General features: G+C 36.5%; 17 protein-coding genes. 11 read left to right on the forward strand and 6 right to left on the reverse strand.

Annotation, left to right across the window (positions count from 1 at the left end; all coding sequences use genetic code 11):
* Window positions 1-101: 101 nt before the first annotated feature.
* From IRZ80_RS06300 to IRZ80_RS06345, 10 genes are all read left to right on the forward strand, one after another.
* Window positions 102-431 carry a winged helix-turn-helix domain-containing protein gene (locus IRZ80_RS06300; protein ID WP_228520822.1) on the forward strand — a complete coding sequence of 110 codons (330 nt, stop codon included), beginning with the start codon at window positions 102-104 and terminating at the stop codon, window positions 429-431.
* 7 nt (window positions 432-438) lie between these two features.
* Window positions 439-1,008: a molybdenum cofactor guanylyltransferase gene (locus IRZ80_RS06305; protein ID WP_194640716.1), complete on the forward strand. Its 570-nt coding sequence runs from the start codon at window positions 439-441 to the stop codon at window positions 1,006-1,008.
* A complete protein-coding gene (locus IRZ80_RS06310) occupies window positions 1,005-1,247 on the forward strand; it encodes a MoaD/ThiS family protein (protein WP_194640717.1) in 243 nt (80 codons plus the stop codon). The genes IRZ80_RS06305 and IRZ80_RS06310 overlap by 4 nt, the downstream gene beginning before the upstream one ends.
* Before the next feature lie 89 nt (window positions 1,248-1,336).
* On the forward strand, window positions 1,337-2,404 hold the full coding sequence (locus tag IRZ80_RS06315; RefSeq protein WP_194640718.1) for a ThiF family adenylyltransferase: 1,068 nt from the start codon (window positions 1,337-1,339) through the stop codon (window positions 2,402-2,404).
* Window positions 2,405-2,545: 141 nt separating this feature from the next.
* Complete coding sequence (locus IRZ80_RS06320; protein WP_194640891.1) at window positions 2,546-2,992, forward strand: molybdenum cofactor biosynthesis protein MoaE; 447 nt, start codon at window positions 2,546-2,548, stop codon at window positions 2,990-2,992.
* A 128-nt stretch (window positions 2,993-3,120) separates the two neighbouring features.
* Entirely contained in the window at window positions 3,121-4,035 is a 915-nt protein-coding gene (moaCB, locus tag IRZ80_RS06325) for a bifunctional molybdenum cofactor biosynthesis protein MoaC/MoaB (protein ID WP_194640719.1), read from the forward strand.
* The gene (moaA, locus tag IRZ80_RS06330) at window positions 4,025-5,032 is read left to right on the forward strand and encodes a GTP 3',8-cyclase MoaA (RefSeq protein WP_194640720.1); all 1,008 of its coding nucleotides are present in this window, start codon (window positions 4,025-4,027) and stop codon (window positions 5,030-5,032) included. The genes moaCB and moaA overlap by 11 nt, the downstream gene beginning before the upstream one ends.
* A 269-nt stretch (window positions 5,033-5,301) precedes the next feature.
* Window positions 5,302-6,381 carry a TIGR01212 family radical SAM protein gene (locus IRZ80_RS06335; protein WP_317174740.1) on the forward strand — a complete coding sequence of 360 codons (1,080 nt, stop codon included), beginning with the start codon at window positions 5,302-5,304 and terminating at the stop codon, window positions 6,379-6,381.
* A 48-nt stretch (window positions 6,382-6,429) separates the two neighbouring features.
* Window positions 6,430-7,377, forward strand: coding sequence for a Fic family protein (locus IRZ80_RS06340; RefSeq protein ID WP_228520823.1), 948 nt, complete (start codon window positions 6,430-6,432; stop codon window positions 7,375-7,377).
* A 240-nt stretch (window positions 7,378-7,617) separates the two neighbouring features.
* On the forward strand, window positions 7,618-9,147 hold the full coding sequence (locus tag IRZ80_RS06345; protein WP_194640721.1) for an ArnT family glycosyltransferase: 1,530 nt from the start codon (window positions 7,618-7,620) through the stop codon (window positions 9,145-9,147).
* 157 nt (window positions 9,148-9,304) lie between these two features.
* On the opposite strand, the gene nadB is transcribed toward IRZ80_RS06345, so the two are convergent.
* Window positions 9,305-10,843, reverse strand: coding sequence for an L-aspartate oxidase (gene nadB, locus IRZ80_RS06350; protein WP_194640722.1), 1,539 nt, complete (start codon window positions 10,841-10,843; stop codon window positions 9,305-9,307).
* 2 nt (window positions 10,844-10,845) lie between these two features.
* On the reverse strand, window positions 10,846-11,772 hold the full coding sequence (nadA, locus tag IRZ80_RS06355) for a quinolinate synthase NadA (RefSeq protein ID WP_194640723.1): 927 nt from the start codon (window positions 11,770-11,772) through the stop codon (window positions 10,846-10,848).
* Window positions 11,773-12,030: 258 nt separating this feature from the next.
* Here nadA and IRZ80_RS06360 point away from each other — a divergent pair, with 258 nt between their 5' ends.
* The gene (locus IRZ80_RS06360; protein ID WP_194640724.1) at window positions 12,031-13,854 is read left to right on the forward strand and encodes a hypothetical protein; all 1,824 of its coding nucleotides are present in this window, start codon (window positions 12,031-12,033) and stop codon (window positions 13,852-13,854) included.
* Between the two features lie 82 nt (window positions 13,855-13,936).
* On the opposite strand, the gene IRZ80_RS06365 is transcribed toward IRZ80_RS06360, so the two are convergent.
* The 4 genes from IRZ80_RS06365 to IRZ80_RS06380 form a co-directional block, all read right to left on the reverse strand.
* Window positions 13,937-14,671, reverse strand: a complete 735-nt coding sequence (locus IRZ80_RS06365; protein WP_228520824.1) for a hypothetical protein — start codon at window positions 14,669-14,671, stop codon at window positions 13,937-13,939.
* Between the two features lie 61 nt (window positions 14,672-14,732).
* Window positions 14,733-15,167: an RrF2 family transcriptional regulator gene (locus IRZ80_RS06370; protein ID WP_194640725.1), complete on the reverse strand. Its 435-nt coding sequence runs from the start codon at window positions 15,165-15,167 to the stop codon at window positions 14,733-14,735.
* A 224-nt stretch (window positions 15,168-15,391) separates the two neighbouring features.
* Window positions 15,392-15,841 (reverse strand): CopD family protein, encoded by a 450-nt coding sequence (locus IRZ80_RS06375; RefSeq protein ID WP_194640726.1) that lies wholly within the window; start codon window positions 15,839-15,841, stop codon window positions 15,392-15,394.
* Between the two features lie 179 nt (window positions 15,842-16,020).
* Entirely contained in the window at window positions 16,021-17,229 is a 1,209-nt protein-coding gene (locus IRZ80_RS06380) for a hypothetical protein (RefSeq protein ID WP_194640727.1), read from the reverse strand.
* Window position 17,230 lies beyond the last annotated feature (1 nt).

The following is a 17,230-nucleotide window of genomic DNA, read 5'->3' on the forward strand; positions in this document are numbered from 1 at the left end:
ATCTTTTTTTATAACAAAAAATATATCATAAAGCCGTTTTTATATTTTTTTGAAAAACAGATTTCGTTATATTTGTAAAAGTATAACGAAAAAGACTGACTTTGAAAATCAAGAGCAAAATCTGGATAGAAACCGATGAGGGAATTCTCATTAGCGAAGGGCGTATTCATTTGCTAAAACAGATTGAAGCTACGGGTTCGCTCAACAAAGCGGCGAAGGAAATGAATATTTCGTATCAAAAAGCGTGGAAATTAATCGACGCTTCGAATAAAGCTTCCAAAGAGCCCTTAATTGCAACCCAAGTGGGCGGAAATAAAGGCGGAGGTACTGTTATTACTCCTTATGGGAAATCGCTTATCGCGTCTTTTGAAAAAATCAATGTGGCCTGTTGGGAATTTTTGGATGCCGAACTCAAGAAACATTCGTTATAATTAGTTTATGGAAAACAAAATCACAGCAATACTTTTGGCCGGAGGAAAAAGCCAGCGAATGGGAACCGATAAAGGCTTATTGGACTGGAACGGAAAAACATTCATCCAGCACATTTGCGATACTCTGCAGCCTATCGTAGGCTCGAATATCTTGATTGTTTCTGCCAACAAAGAATACGATAAATTAGGTTTTTCAAGAGTCGAAGACATTATTGAAAATAAAGGCCCAGTGGGCGGACTTTACACAGGTCTGAAAGAATCCAAAACAAAAGTAAATCTGGTTATAAGTGTCGATGTACCACTCGTAACAACCGAATTACTGCAATGGCTTTTAGAAAACCACAACGAAACAGATATGGTTACACAAACTGCAATCGGAGACAAAACCAGTCCGCTGATTGCAGTCTACGACCGCTCGATGAAAATTGTTTTTGGCGAGCAGATAGCAGGAAATAAATTGAAATTAAAGCAGGCAATCGAAGATGTAAAACACCGCACTATTGAAATTCCTGAAAAATGGAGCAATCAAGTGCAAAATATAAACACAAAAGAAGAATATCAAAATTTAATCAAATGACCATTACGCTAAAATATTTTGGGTCACTCGCCGATATTACGAAATTGAGAGAGGAGCAATTCACTTTTGATGAAGAGACTATTTCGGTTTCTGCATTAAAGTCAAAAATTGAAAGCAGTTATCAAAATATGCAAAATACAGCTTACACCATTGCGGTCAACCAGACGATGAGTGATTTGCAAAACAAAATAAAAGATCAGGATGTGATTGCCTTTTTACCGCCTTTTGCGGGAGGATAAGGATTTAAGATTGCAGATTTTAGAATTTAGATTTCAGGTAGAAAAAACTTATATGACTTATATGTTTCCAAAAAAGTTTTAAAAATAAAATGATAAACGCCAAACGCTATAACAGACAGATTATCCTCCCTGAAATTGGAGAAACTGGTCAGCAAAAATTGCAAGACGCCCGCGTTTTGGTAATTGGTGCGGGAGGTTTGGGTTGTCCAGTGCTTCAAAACTTGGCAGGTGCAGGAGTTGGAACTATTGGAATTGTCGATGGGGATGTCGTGGATGAAACCAATCTGCACAGACAATTATTATATACTTTAAAAGACTGTGGAAAAAGCAAAGCAGAAACAGCAAAAAAAGTGGTTTTGGAGTTGAATCCAGAGATTAATGTTACTGCTTTTTCAGAGTTTTTCACGACACAAAATGCAATCCAAATTGTAAATGATTACGAAATCATTGTGGATTGCACTGATACATTGGCTGTCCGTTATCTGATAAATGATTTGGCTGTAGCCAAAAAAATTCCGGTTGTTTATGCCTCTATTCATAAATTTGAAGGGCAGGTTTCGGTGTTTAATTATAAAAATGGGCCAAGTTACCGCTGTTTGTTTCCGGAGCAGGAAAGTCTGAAAGCGGTTCCAAATTGTACAGAATCAGGTGTTTTGGGGGTTTTGCCAAATACCTTAGGTACGCTTCAAGCTACCGAAGTACTTAAAATAATACTTGAAATTGGTACAGTATTATCGGGAAAATTACTGATTTACGATGCCTTGAATTTTCAGACTCAAACCATTGATTTCGCCAGAAATCCAAAAGCAATCGAAAAAGGATTTATCAATGGAAGTCTGCTTTTGAATCGTAAAAAAGCAAATGAAAACTTAAGTCCTGATGCTTTTCTAGAAAAATGCAATCAGTTGGGAATGGTTATTATTGATGTCCGTGAATCAGATGAATTGCCCGAGTTGAAGAAAGATAATGTGATTCGGATTCCTTTGAGTGAATTGGAAGAGTATAGTAAGAAATTAAATAAAAATCAGGAAATTGTACTGTTCTGCCAAACAGGCCAGCGTAGCCAACAGGCGATGAATTATCTGCAAAACTCTGGGTTTATTGGAGTTTTTCATTTAGCAAGAGGAATTGCATCCCTTAAAAATCAAATAGAATAGCAATGATAATGCAAAATTCAATGACAATTTCAATAACAATATCAAAAAAATAAAAATAGGCTATAGATGTCACAGATAATTAAAAAAATAATCGACGGAAATCCGTTCAATCCGTGTCATCCGTGGCCCAATAACAAAAATATGTCAACAGATAAACCAAAAAAAAGTTCTTTTATTCAAGGACAAATAACCTCCGAGTTCATAGGGAATTCGATAGCCAAACACCAAAGTAAAACCACAATTGGCGCCCATAACATTTTTTTAGGTCAGGTCCGTGCCGATGTCATTGAAGGCAAAACGGTAACCGCAATTGAATATACCGCCTATGAAGAAATGGCAGAACAAACGTTTTACGAAATTCGGGAATCGGCTTTCTCCAAATATGATTTGACCTGCCTGCATATTTACCACAGTTTGGGATTGGTAAAGACGGGGGAAGTCTGTTTGTTTGTCTTTGTCTCGGCACCAAGACGAAAAGTGGTTTACGAAGCTTTGGAGTTTTTGGTGGAAGAAATAAAAGAGAAAACAGCGATTTTCGGAAAAGAAATTTTTGATGACGAAAGTTATACTTGGAAAGTAAATAGTTAAGCTGTTTCGCAAAGTAACTCTAAAAAAACACAGAGATACACAAAGAAAAAATAAAACTTTGCGAGGCTTTGCGGATCCTTTGCGAATCTTTGTGAAATAAAATCATTAATCAAAAATCTGAAATCTAAATGGTAGATATCACCCATAAAATAATTACCCAGCGCACTGCAACTGCTCAGGCCATTGTAAAAGTAGGTTCGCCTGAAACGATGCAGGCAATTGTAAATAAAACAGTTCCAAAAGGAGATGTATTGGAAGTCGCTAGAACTGCCGGGTTATTTGCGGTAAAAAACACTTCAAATTCGATTCCCGACTGTCACCCGATGCCGATAGAATTTACAGGGATTGAATACGAATTGCTCGATGATTCAGTGTTGATAAAAGTAACCGTTAAAGCAATTTACAGAACAGGAGTTGAGGTCGAGGCGATGCACGGTGCTTCGATAGTGGCTTTGACCATGTACGATATGCTAAAACCCATAGACAAACAAGTCGAAATTTCGACTATAAAACTGCTTCATAAAAAAGGTGGAAAATCCGATTATGGAGTAAAAGAAAATCTTGATTTATCGGTGGCGGTGATCGTTTGCTCGGACAGTGTTGCCAGTGGAAAAAAAGAAGACAGAGCCGGAAAAGTAATTTCGGATAAAGTTAAAAAGATGGGAATGACGGTTTCCAATTATACGGTAATTCCGGATGAGGTTGCTGATATTCAGGAAACGATTACCAAATTATGTTCCGGCAATAAAGATTTGATTATTCTAACCGGCGGAACAGGTTTGTCCAATCGTGATGTAACTCCCGAAGCGATTATTCCAATGCTTGACCGTTGCATTCCGGGGATTGAGGAAGCGATTCGTTCTTATGGACAAGACAGAACGCCTTATGCGATGTTATCCCGAAGCGTTGTTGGTTTCAAAGGAAACACGCTGATTATGGCTTTGCCAGGATCGACAGCGGGAGCAAGTGAATCGATGGATGCCGTTTTTCCTTCGGTGTTGCATTTATTTAAAATACTAAATGGTTTCAACCATGGAAAATAGCAAAAATCCAATGCAGGACGACCACGGAAGGGTACACAATTACCTTCGCATTTCGATTACAGAACATTGTAATTTGAGATGTACGTATTGTATGCCTGCCGAGGGGATTGCGCTTACACCAAAAGCGCATCTGATGACTGCAGAGGAGATTGTTACCATTGCGCAGACTTTCGTAAAACTTGGCGTCAACAAAATCCGATTGACAGGAGGTGAGCCTTTGGTCCGAAAAGATGCCAAAAAAATTATTGAAGAATTAGGAAAACTTGGCGTAGAACTGACTTTGACGACCAACGGAATCCTAGTTCACGAATTTATAGATACTTTCAAAGAAGCCGGAATTACCACTCTGAACGTGAGTATCGACAGTTTGAAACAAGACAAATTCAACGAAATCACCCGTCGTAATTATTTTGAGAAAGTCATTGAAAATATTGATTTGCTCGAAAGAAACGGCTTTAAAGTAAAACTGAATGTCGTTGTTGTCAAAGGATTTAATGACAACGAAATTGTTGATTTTATTGAATTGACCAAAGAACGAAATATTCAGATTCGGTTTATAGAGTTTATGCCTTTTGACGGTAATCGATGGAATAAGGAAAAATTGGTAAGCTATGCCGAAATACTTTCACAAGTGAATGATTTTTATGGTAAATCTAATGTAAACCGTTTGCAGGACAGACCAAATGATACCTCCAAAAATCATAAAATTGAAGGTTACCAAGGGAGTTTTTCGGTAATCAGTTCGGTTACGAATCCGTTTTGCAGTACGTGTAATCGTATCCGTTTGACCGCCGATGGAAAATTGAAAAATTGTCTGTTTTCGAATACTGAAACTTCTTTGCTCGATACCTTGCGAGCAGGGGAATCAATAGAACCGCTTATTTTTCAAAATATAAAATTCAAATTCGCCATGCGTGGCGGAATGGATAATGATGCTAAATTCCAAGATCCGCTTCTTTTTTCGAAAAACAGGAGCATGATTAAGATTGGAGGGTAGTATTATTTCACAAAGATTCACAAAGTCTATTGAGTAAGGTTTTTAATGAATTTCTAAAAAAAAATCTGCGAAATCTGAGTGAGAAACAGTGGCACGCAGATTTTCGCTGATTAACGCAGATAGAAAGGATTAATTTTATAGGCAAGGACTTTGCGCCTTAGCGTCTTTGCGAGAAATTGGGTTCGTAAGGAGTCGCTAAGACGCAAAGAAAAACGAATTATGAAAATAAAATATTGATTTTTAGCCCCGATTGCAGTAGAAATCCTTGTGTGCCGGGGTTCGGCACGCAAGATTGTAACGGAGCGGGAGGAATTTCTCTGAAAATAACAAATCTTTCTGCTCCAAAATACCTGACAAAAGTCATTTCTGCGCCATATAATCGTGGATACCTTTGCGAAATGAATGCAGAAAAAGAATCCGGAAAGAAAGGTTATAACAATTACGGGACACATCTCCGTGAGAAATACAATGGAAAAAAAGTTTTCAAGGTAATTGTCGATGGTAATTTTAGCTGTCCCAACCGCGACGGACTTAAGGGTTACGGAGGTTGTACCTATTGTAATGTCGATTCCTTCACACCGGATATTTCCCGAAAAGCGCCGACAATTGAGGAGCAATTGCTTCAGGGGATGGAGCGCGCCAAAAAATCATATAAAGCGGATCAATTCATAGTTTATTTTCAGCCGAATACGAATACGTACGCCAATGTCAATTATTTAAAAACGATTTACGACCGTGCTTTAGCCTTCAATCCTGATGAGGTTGTTGGGTTTTCGGTGGGGACGCGTCCTGATTGCATCGATGCCGAAAAAGTGGCTTTACTCGAAAGTTATTGCGACCGTTTTGATGTTGATCTCGAAATGGGAATGGAATCGATGTATGACGAAACACTGTTGAAAATAAATAGAGGCTGTACCCACGCCGAATTCATTACTGCAGTGGAGCTATTAAAAGACAGCCCAATCGATTTGTGCGTGCATACCGTTTTTGGATTTCCGTGGGAAACCCGCGAAATGATGCTCAACTACATCAATGAAATCAACCGTTTTCCGCAAATAAAATTCGTTAAATTCCATCACTTGCACATCGTCGAAGGCTCGATTATGGGCGTACATTATAAGCGAAACCCTTTTCCGCTCTTCACTTTGGAACAATACACTGATTTGCTTTGTGAGTTAATTCCGCTCTTGCGACCTGATATTGTTATTCAGCGCCTCTTCGGGATCTCCGATTGGGACTTGCTCATCGCCCCAAATTGGGGACTCAAAAAAACCGAAATCCAGCATTATATCGACTCCACGATCGAAAAAAGGGGAGTTATTCAAGGTTCGCAGTACAAAGGGAATTAGAAAGAGTGTTTTTTTGCCGTTACCGGCAAAAAAGTAAAGTTTTTAAAGATGTTTTTTGTTGTATATTTGCCGATAACGGCAAGTTTAAACAAAGCGATGAGGTATATTTCTGTAAATGTGTTTGCAAAAAAATGGAGTTTGTCTGAAAGGACTGTGCGTCATTATTGTGCTTCCAGTAAAATAAAAGGTGCTTTCCAGACAGGCAAAACCTGGAATATTCCCGAAGATGCTGTTTTGCCTGAAAAGGAGAAAAAGAAAAAATTCAGTAACAATATTTTGCTGAATCACCTGAAAGAGCAAAAGGATATGAAGCTTAAGGGAGGGATTTATCATCGTACACAGATTGATCTCACTTATAATTCCAACCGCATTGAAGGGAGTAAACTTAGTCACGATCAAACCCGATATATTTTTGAAACGAATACGATTGGCATTTCTAAAGAAGCTATTAATGTAGATGATATTATTGAGACCTCAAATCACTTCCGTTGCATTGACCTGATAATTGATAAAGCTAAAGCAAAATTGACAGAATCATTTATCAAGGAATTACATTTTTTATTGAAATCGGGTACTTCTGATAGTGGTAAAGATTGGTTTAATGTCGGTGAATACAAAAAGCTTCCCAATGAAGTTGGAGGAAATGAAACTTGTTTGCCTAAAGAGGTCGCTGTTAAAATGAAAGAACTGCTTTCTGAGTATTATAAAATTGAGAAGAAATCTCTAGAAGATATTATTGATTTTCATTATCAGTTTGAAATTATTCACCCCTTTCAGGATGGTAATGGCCGTGTGGGACGATTGATTATGTTTAAAGAATGTTTGGCAAACAATATTGTGCCATTTATCATTGATGAAGATTTAAAATTATTTTATTATAGAGGTTTGCAGGAATGGAATAATGTAAAAGAATACCTTTTGGATACTTGTCTAACCGCTCAAGATAATTACAAAGCCATTCTTAATTATTTTGAAATAGTTGGTAATAAAGATTAAGAGAAGTAGTGTCTGTATGCTATCTGTTCGAAGAAAATTTGTTTTTCTTTTTTGGCAAACAACCAATATTTCGACAAGTTATTCAATAAGTTTTTTTGCCCTTTTGGTGAAAATTTAGTTTTGTAATATAATTCTATATAATATTGATGTTAATAAAAGATTTTATTGCAATATCTTTTATATTTACGAGCTTGAAATATCGAAAATGAATATTATCCTAATCGATAACTAACTTATATCATGACCAAAAAAATATTATTACTACTTGGCTTCGTTTTATTCAAATTTGTTTTACAATATTCATTAATAAGCTCCGACTACGATTTACAACGAGATGAATATTTGCACTTAGATCAAGGCCATCATTTGACCTGGGGATATCTATCGGTACCACCGTTTACTTCCTGGATTTCCTATATTATTTATCTTTTAGGGAATTCGGTTTTTTGGGTGAAATTTTTTCCCGCTTTGTTTGGCGCAATGACTTTAGTTGTGGTTTGGAAAGCAATTGAGGAATTAAAAGGTAAGCTGCCTGCCTTAATATTGGGAGCTGTTTGTGTGCTGCTTTCGTCTCTTTTGCGATTAAACACCTTATATCAGCCTAATTCTTTTGATGTTTTGTGCTGGACGACTTTGTATTTTGTCTTAATAAAATACATCAATTCTGATAATACCAAATGGCTTTTCATTGGAGCTGTCGTTTTTGCTTTAGGTTTTTTAAATAAGTATAATATTGGCTTTCTATTCATTGGTTTGATTCCCGGATTGTTAGTGACGAAACAGAGAAAAATCTTTGCTCAGCCCAAATTTTACTTGGCATTGATTTTAGGATTGTTACTTATTGCACCGAATATTTATTGGCAGATTCAAAACAGTTTACCTGTTATTCATCATTTAAAAGAATTGGCAGATACTCAGTTAGTTTATGTTGATCGGTTAGGATTTTTAAAATCACAATTGTTCTTTTTTATCGGCTCTTTTTTTGTTATTGTTTCGGGATTATTAGCCTTATTATTCTACAAACCATTTGAGAAATACAAATTTTTCTTTTGGTCTTTACTTTTTACACTAGCCGTTTTTATGTATTTCAAAGCCAAAGATTATTATGCTATTGGGTTATATCCTATTTATATTGCCTTTGGTGCTGTCTTTTTAGAAGAACAATTAAAAAATGGCTGGAAAAGGTATTTATTTTTAGTTTTAATTGTAATTCCTATGTTGATTTTTATTCCAATGTATAAAGTTGATTTTCCAAATAAAAGTCCGCAATACATTGTGAGTCATGCCAAAGAATTTCAAAAATACGGACTGCATCGCTGGGAAGATGGAACAGAGCATATACTTCAGCAGGATTTTGCCGATATGGTAGGATGGAAAGAATTGGCCGTGAAAGTAGATTCTGTTGCCGGAACATTGCCGGATTTGGAACATACCTTAATTCTCTGTGATAATTACGGACAGACCGGTGCTATCAATTATTATACTAAAAATAAAAAAGTAATCGCTCATTCCTTCAATGCCGATTATGTTAATTGGATTCCTTTGGATAAAGAAATTAAAGACATTATTTTGGTAAAAGAAGATAATGATGATGATAAAGAAAGGAAAAGAGAAATTCCAATTTTTGACACCGTTTATTTGGCAGGTAAAAGGATTAATAAGTTTGCTAGAGAGCCAGAAATTTCGATTTATGTTTTGCGGGGTGCCAAAGTGGATATCAACAAAAGAATAAAAGAAGAAATGGAAAGAAAGAAAAATTATCAAGAATAATGCATTAGTATTCTCAGCGGATATTATCGTCGAGAAGAAAAGTTATATGTTGGATTATAGTATTAGATAAACAGCAGAGCATTCCATTTTTAAATTAAACTAAAAACTCCCTCAGCTATTTTGTCGAGGGAGTTTGATAATTTATTTTTAATGCTAATTATTTAATGTCTTTAGATTCATATTTTACAAATCCGCCACAATTGCCGTTTCGGTCGATGGATTGCTGAACGATTAGGTTTCCAATATCGATCATATTATGTAATTCATATAAATCCTTGCAGACCAAATGATTTTTTATTTTGTCATCAATTTCGTTCTGCAGATTTTTAAGAACATTTTTTGCCAGTAATAAATCCGATTCAAATCGTACGATTCCCGCATTCTGACGCATTAACAATTGTAATTTTGCTTTGGTTTGTGCGATATATTCGGGAGCAATTTTATCTTTAGACTGGTTAGGCCATTCAGAAATAATGCTGGCAGTTTTTGAAGTGATAAAAGGATTTTCTGCCAAGTAATGATATATTTTATCCGAGTAAACCAAAGCTTCTAAAAGTGAGTTTGAAGCCAGTCTGTTAGCGCCGTGTAATCCTGTTCGGGAACATTCGCCGCAGGCAAATAAATTCTCTATTGAGGTTTTTCCGTTGCTGTCTACCACAATGCCGCCACATAAATAATGCTGGGCAGGAACAACCGGAATCCATTCTTTTTCAAGATCAATTCCCACTTTTTTGCAGTGGTTGTAAATCATTGGGAAATGGTTTTTGAATCCTTCCATATCCAAATGTGTGCAGTCTAAATACACACATTCATCACCCGATTTTTTAAGTTCCAAATCAATGCTCTGCGAAACAATATCTCTTGATGCCAAATCGCCTCTTGAGTCATAATTCAGCATAAATAATTCGCCTTTTTTGGTTCTTAAATGAGCACCAAAACCACGGACAGCTTCGGATATTAAAAATTTGGATCCTGGAGAATCATCGTATAAAGCTGTTGGATGAAACTGGATAAACTCCATATCCTGTATTCTCGCATTGGCACGATACGCCATTGCGATTCCATCTCCTGTTGCTATGACTGGGTTGGTGGTATGTCCGTATAGATGTCCGATACCGCCAGTGGCCAGTAAAGTAAAATCAGATTGATATGTGATTACTTCATTTGTTTTTTCATCCAAAGCATAAGCTCCTATACAGCGGTGATCTTGCGTAATCAATTCCAGAGCAAAATGATGATCGAGAACATTTATATTTTCTTTTTGCATTACCTGTTCCAAAATGGCACGCTGTATCTCATGGCCGGTTTGGTCTTTGTGATGCACAACTCTGTTTTCAGAATGACCTCCTTCTTTTCCTAAATCAAAAGTACCTTTGGCATTTCTATCAAATTGGGCTCCCCATTCGATAAGTTCTTTTAATCGTTTTGGGCCTTCAGTAACAACCATTTTAACTACGGCTTCGTCACACAATCCGTCTCCGCAAATCAGAGTGTCTTCGATATGTTTTTGATACGAATCTTCAGTCTTGTCGGTAACAATAGCGATACCGCCTTGAGCGTATTTAGTATTGGACTCGTCTGCGTTTGCTTTGGTGATAATGGTGATGGTTCTCTCAGGAAAACGGTTGGCCATTTTTAAGGCAAATGTCAGACCTGCAACTCCTGAACCTATAATTAAATAATTGGCTGTGATCATTATTAAGATAATTCGAGCATGCGTTCGATAGGGATTAATGCTTTTTCTCTAATGTCATCGGGAACATTAACTTCGGGAGTTTCATTCAATAAACAGTCGTACACTTTTTGTAATGTATTCATTTTCATGTACCCGCATTCACTGCAGGCGCAGGTGTTGTCTTCGTTTGAAGGTGCCGGAATCAATATCTTATTAGGAACTTCCTGTTTCATTTTGTGTAAAATACCCGCTTCAGTGGCTACAATAAATTTGCTGCTTGGATTGGTTTTTACATAATTAATCATTCCTGCGGTAGAACCGATGTAATTGGCAGTTTTCAATATATGTGTTTCCGATTCTGGATGCGCAATGATTTGAGCGTCTGGATTTTGTTTGTATAAAGCCACCAGTTTGTCAAGTGAAAAAGCTTCGTGAACTACGCAGGAACCATCCCAAAGCAGCATTTTTCTGCCTGTTTGTTCCATTACATATTTTCCTAAATTTTTATCCGGAGCAAAAATAATTGGTTTGTCTTTTGGAATAGATTCCACTATTTTAACGGCATTGGATGAAGTTACTACAATGTCTGTCAGCGCTTTTACTTCGGCAGAGCAGTTTACATAAGTGATAACGATATGATCGGGATGTGCTTCGGTAAATTTTTTGAAATCTTCTGGGGGACATGATTCGGCTAGTGAACAGCCTGCTTTCAGATCCGGAAGAATTACTTTTTTGGCAGGGTTTAATATTTTGGCAGTTTCGGCCATAAAATGAACTCCTGCAAAAAGAATAATATCGGCATCTACTTTCATCGCTTCCTGAGATAATCCCAAGCTGTCCCCAACATAATCTGCCACATCCTGTATATCGGATTCTTGATAATAATGCGCTAGAATTACCGCATTTTTCTCTTTTTTTAATTCCAATATACGCTCTTTAAGACTTTTCATTTTTTAAAAACTTTAATGGTGTTTTTTTAATTGAGATTAATTCTATGCAAATATAAGGTAAAACTTTGAAGCTGCACGTTTCCGCAAGCTTTCTAAACCATTCAAAAAAAATGTTTTTGTTAAAAAAAACAGCTTTTCAGGTTTTTGCAACTGGCAAATTTAAAGGGATATGTTTCATTTGAACATGATATTTATCAGGTTTTAAGCGGATGAGTATTGTGATATTTGCACAAAGTTTTAAACCAAATATTTACATTTATGAACGCTAAAAAACAACTGCATAATTTTCATATTCCTGTGATGGGACTGGCCTATACGATTGATAGTCCAATTCGTGTTGCACAGTATGGAATTTCATCTGTAGTATCAATTATAGATGATGATTTGATTGAAAGAATGAACGCTTTTTACAGCGAAAAATTCAAAATGCCGTATCAGGAAATCACAGAAAAGATCCATGATTATCGTGCTGAACGTGTTACTTCCTATTTGAATCTGATGGATACTATCGTTAAAGACAAATTCGAAAAATTCAAAGTAGAACTGACAGAAAGCAAGCAGGCTTTGGAAAATTACATCGCGATGCTTCCTAATAAATCGGAGATCAAAAAAGGGCTGCAGAATTTTATTGATGAAGGAATTACTTTCAAGGATACCATCAAAAAATACATCGAAGAAAATCTTTCTCCAGGTGAAATTGATGTGAATATCATGACCAAAGTCGATAAAGATAATTTCATAAAAGACAAGCAGTTACCAGTTGAGTTTAATGATGCTCATGCTTCACTTCGCGGTTTTGCAAACAGTAATCTGTCTTCATCAGTGGTGCTTTCTGCGGGAATGAATCCGAGATTGTACGCTTATTTTGAAAATTTCCCGGTTTTTTATCCGAATACTGATAATAAACTGCAAAAGAAAATTATCCTTAAAGTGAGCGATTTTCGTTCGGCAATGATTCAGGGAAATTTCCTGGCCAAAAAAGGACTTTGGGTTTCAGAATATCGAATTGAATCAGGGTTAAACTGCGGTGGACACGCTTTTGCTACCGACGGATACTTGCTGGGACCAATTTTGGAAGAATTCAAACAAAAGAAAGAACAGTTAATCCAATCGGCTCACGAGCTGATGGTGAAAGCTTTGGAAATAAAAGGACTGTATGTTCCAGAAACTCCATTAGAACTAAAAATCACAGTTCAGGGCGGTGTTGGTACCGCCGAAGAACATGACTTTTTACTAGAACATTATCAAGTAGATTCTGTGGGCTGGGGTTCACCTTTTTTATTAGTTCCCGAAGCCACTTCTGTTGATGCCGAAACTAGAGCATTATTAGAAAAAGCAAAAGAAGACGATTTTTATTTAAGTCATATTTCGCCTCTTGGAATTCCGTTCAATGCGGTGAAAGGGACAACGAATGAGTTTTTTAAACAAAAGAGAATTCAGGAAGAAAAAGCGGGAAGTTCCTGCCCGAAGAAATTCTTGGCTTTGAGCAAAGAATACGGTCCAAAAGGAATGTGTCCGGCATCTAAAACGTACCAAGATTTAAAACTGGAAGAATTGAATACTGAAAAAGATTCATTAACCCAAGAAGCTTTTGACAGAAGAAAAAACAGTATTACAGAGAAATCGTGTCTTTGCGTAGGTTTGGCAAATGCTTCTTATCTTGAAAACAATTTGAAAATAAAAGGACAGCAGCAGGGAGTTGTTATCTGTCCAGGTCCAAATTTGGCCTATTTTGACAAAGAAGTTTCGCTTTCGGATATGGTAAAACATATTTATGGAAATGCTTCTGTTCTTGGAAATAAGGAGCGTCCGAATGTTATTATCAACGAATTGAAAATGTACATGGATTATCTGAAAAATGAAATCAATGAATTTTCAGAACAAATCACAGCAGCACAGACAAAAAAACTGAAAGCTTTCAAAACTAATCTGAATGAAGGAATTGAATATTATCAGTCTTTAATCGCATCTAATAACTGGTTTGAAAAAAGCAGACAAACTATAGAAAAGCAGTTAAAACAATATAAAGACGAACTGCTGGAGCTTTGCATTCCGGAGCAAATACCTGCAATAGCAGTTTAAACAGAAAGAGGCTTGATTCAGAATCGAGCCTCTTTTTTTTATAGTGTTTTTCAAGTTGTTTTTATTTTGAAAACAATTGTTGTCAGTTATGATCTTTAAAAAGGGTTTCTCCTTTAACTAACCATGCAAAACCGAAGCTTTCAACTGCCAGCGTTTCCATCCAAAATGTTAGTGGATACTTTGAAAAATAGTAGGAAGGAATTATTTTTAGTAAGCCGGCAAACGGAACCAATATTGCCAAAAACATAAGTACAGCACAAATTCTGTAAATTCGGTTTCGGAGGATTTTTTTACTTCCTCTTTTACTAGGCTCCATATTTGATTTTGTAAATAAAAAAAAGCACATATACGATAGGCAAATAAAAAATAATGCTGCCATGGTATAATGAAAATACATTCTGAAATTGCTTACTGGTAATATAGTAACTGCATATTTTTTTGCAGGATCTCCGCATATATCCGTAATATTACTAGTAGGAAACAAAACGGCCAGTAAGGCAAAAATTCCTGCAGATAACGAAATATAAAAGTCAGCAGGCTCTTTGCCCTTGTAAACAATCAGAAAAAAGGCGAGGAGGCTCAAAACAATTACAAAAATACTGCCAGCACGGGTATAGTAATAATGGCTGATAGATTCTAAAGGATATTGTAAGCCATTGTCAAGATACAGGACTCCAAATAACAGTAAAGGCAAAGCCATTCCCATGATACCAATAATCTTTCGAAGGGTCAGACTATTGGTAAGCCAAATTTTATTATCATCTTCATAATCTATTTTTAGAAGAGAATTTAAGCCGGATTCCTTAGATTTAGTCATGATAATTAGAGGTTTTAAGATTGGCTGCTTAAAATTATCATGTAAATATAGGATTACTATTTTAATACCTCAAAAATGTATCACTAGATTTTATACCTAAAGCTAATTCTTCAAGATTGGTATTCTCGAGCATAAAAGCTAATTCGCTTCGAATTGATTTAAATTTTTCATGCATCGGGCAGGGATGACCATCGGAACAATGCGCGAGACCTAAACCACAGCCCGTAAAAACGCGGTCCCCTTCCAGGGCATTCACGATTTGTGCTAGTTTAATGTCCTTCATTATTTCTCTTGGAATCTCGAAACCACCACCAACACCTTTTATGGAATTAATGATGTTGTCTTTTGATAGTATTTGAAGAATTTTGGCCGTAAAAGCTTCTGGGGAATCAATCTTTTTGGCAATGTCTTTGAGTCCAACTCTTTTGTTTTGATAAGACTCTGAAGCGATGAAAATCGTGGCTCGAATGCCGTATTCACAGGTTTTGGAAAACATAATCGGTTTTTTACAAATTTAAGAAATTAGTTCCAAACTCTCTAGAAATTACCCTAAAGGTTTGGCAGTTTTTTGAATAAAAATCATCATTTGGGCGTGTCCCTTCGTAAAAAACTCAGGGTCGGGTTTTTCGTTCCCGCTTCCCGATGAAAAATCGGGAGAGCTCCACTGCAACCCCTCACGCGGGTAACTGCAGAAGAAGAGAATTAGTTGTTCGTTCAAGATTAAAGTCCTCCAAAACGAACAAAAGAACCCAAAATAAGCATCACAACACCAATCAGTGTAACCGAAAGAATATGAAATGTCATTTCGGGCAGTTTACGGGAATCAGTTTTCAGTTTTGGCAGCACTCTGAATTGTGCGCTCAGCGCAAAAAGCACCGTCAGAAAAAGCAAAAGCAGTTTGGTAGAAACCACTTTTTCTATCGGTGTAGCAAATTGAAACCAGTATTCGATGCTTACGCCATATTTGTAAGCCATCATAATTCCCGTGGTTACTAATAAAACCAGCGAAGTCATTCCCACCGGTTCGTACTTTCGTTCATAGTCGAGAATTATATTTTGGTTTTTTTCTTTCAGCGCTTTTGGCAAATGCCCAAAAACCAGTAACAAATGCCCTCCCACCCAAATGGAAGCACATATAAGATGGATGATTAACAGTAAATGATGGCTCATATCGTTTTTGGTTTAAGTTTTTAATAAAACATATAAGTCATGTAAGTTTTTTAGTTCAAACCATTAAGTTATTAAGGTTCATTAAGGAATAACCTTAATTTTCTTAATCTCTTAATGGTTCAAGATTTTGAAAATTTATTTTCTGTTAAAAAAACTTATATGACTTATATGTTTAAAAATTAATCGTTTGTTTTTTTAAATGAAATACCAATCGTAAGCATCAAAAGTCCCACCGGTAAAAAGATACTCACTAAAAATAAATTTAGATAATAATCAGGAAACGAACCTTTGTTCAGGAACAGCCAAATGCCTTGGAGAAACAGCAAGATTTCAGTTGCTACAAATCCGAGCAGAAATAGATTCATTCCCCATTTTTGAATAATTTTTTTCGGGTTTAAAAAACTATTCTGAAAAGTAAATCCAAACAGAAATCCAGTGATAATTCCCAGCATCGTCAAATGAATATAACCAATAACAAAATTCCGAATCTGATGGGAAACCTGTGCCAGTTCAGGAACCAAAACTACCAGCTGAATGATGATTTTTAAAGCTAATGAGAACAGCGCAAATCCGTAAACGGTTTTTACCAATGCAGAAAGATTCGGAAAAAACACCGTTAATTGTGGCTTGATGTGATGAATAAAAAGAACCGCCGAAACCAATTGCAGGACAACGCCAATTGCATTTATCCAGTGAAAAACGGGGTTGGACAAATACCAGCTCACGGGCAAGGCCAAAGTCAATACTGTAGAACAGACGAATAAATTATAAATTAGACTGAATTTTTTCTCATCGAAAATGAGTTTTGCCTGCTTGAAAAACAAAGCCAAAACAGCAAACAGAAACCATCCATTAAACTGAAAATGGAGGAAAAACTGAATAGCAATTTGATAGAACGCACTTGCTTTTCCCAACAATCCTACCGCAGGACCCAGACACCAAACGCCAGCGGTAGATAAAAGCATAAAAAACAAAGCGGTTCGCAGCATTTTCTTTTCGGGCAAAGCGGCGGGTTCGGCGTCTTTCCAAACTAAATAACAGAACCAGTAACTGCAAAAAATATGCAAAGTCGAAAAAAGGATCGAAAGAAAGGCATATCCCTGCGCAGGGAAGTCGATCATCATCCCGATGACTGCGATTTCTGTTACCCAAAACAATTTGTTGTAAATGGGTTTTTCTTGTGCTTTCTTAGGGATAAAAGAGTAAAATATCAAGCAATAAAGCATCATATAGACCCAGCCCAGCATTGCAACATGCGAATGGCCGTGCATCAAAAACTGAAAATTGACACCTTCAATTGGGGCAACATACATCCATCGCAACAATAATCCCATTAGCGAAGCAATGAAAAAATTGATAAAACAAACAAGAATCCAGCTCTTTCTCATA

Source organism: Flavobacterium sp. HJJ (assembly GCF_015351475.1).
Taxonomy (GTDB): Bacteria; Bacteroidota; Bacteroidia; order Flavobacteriales; family Flavobacteriaceae; genus Flavobacterium; species Flavobacterium marginilacus.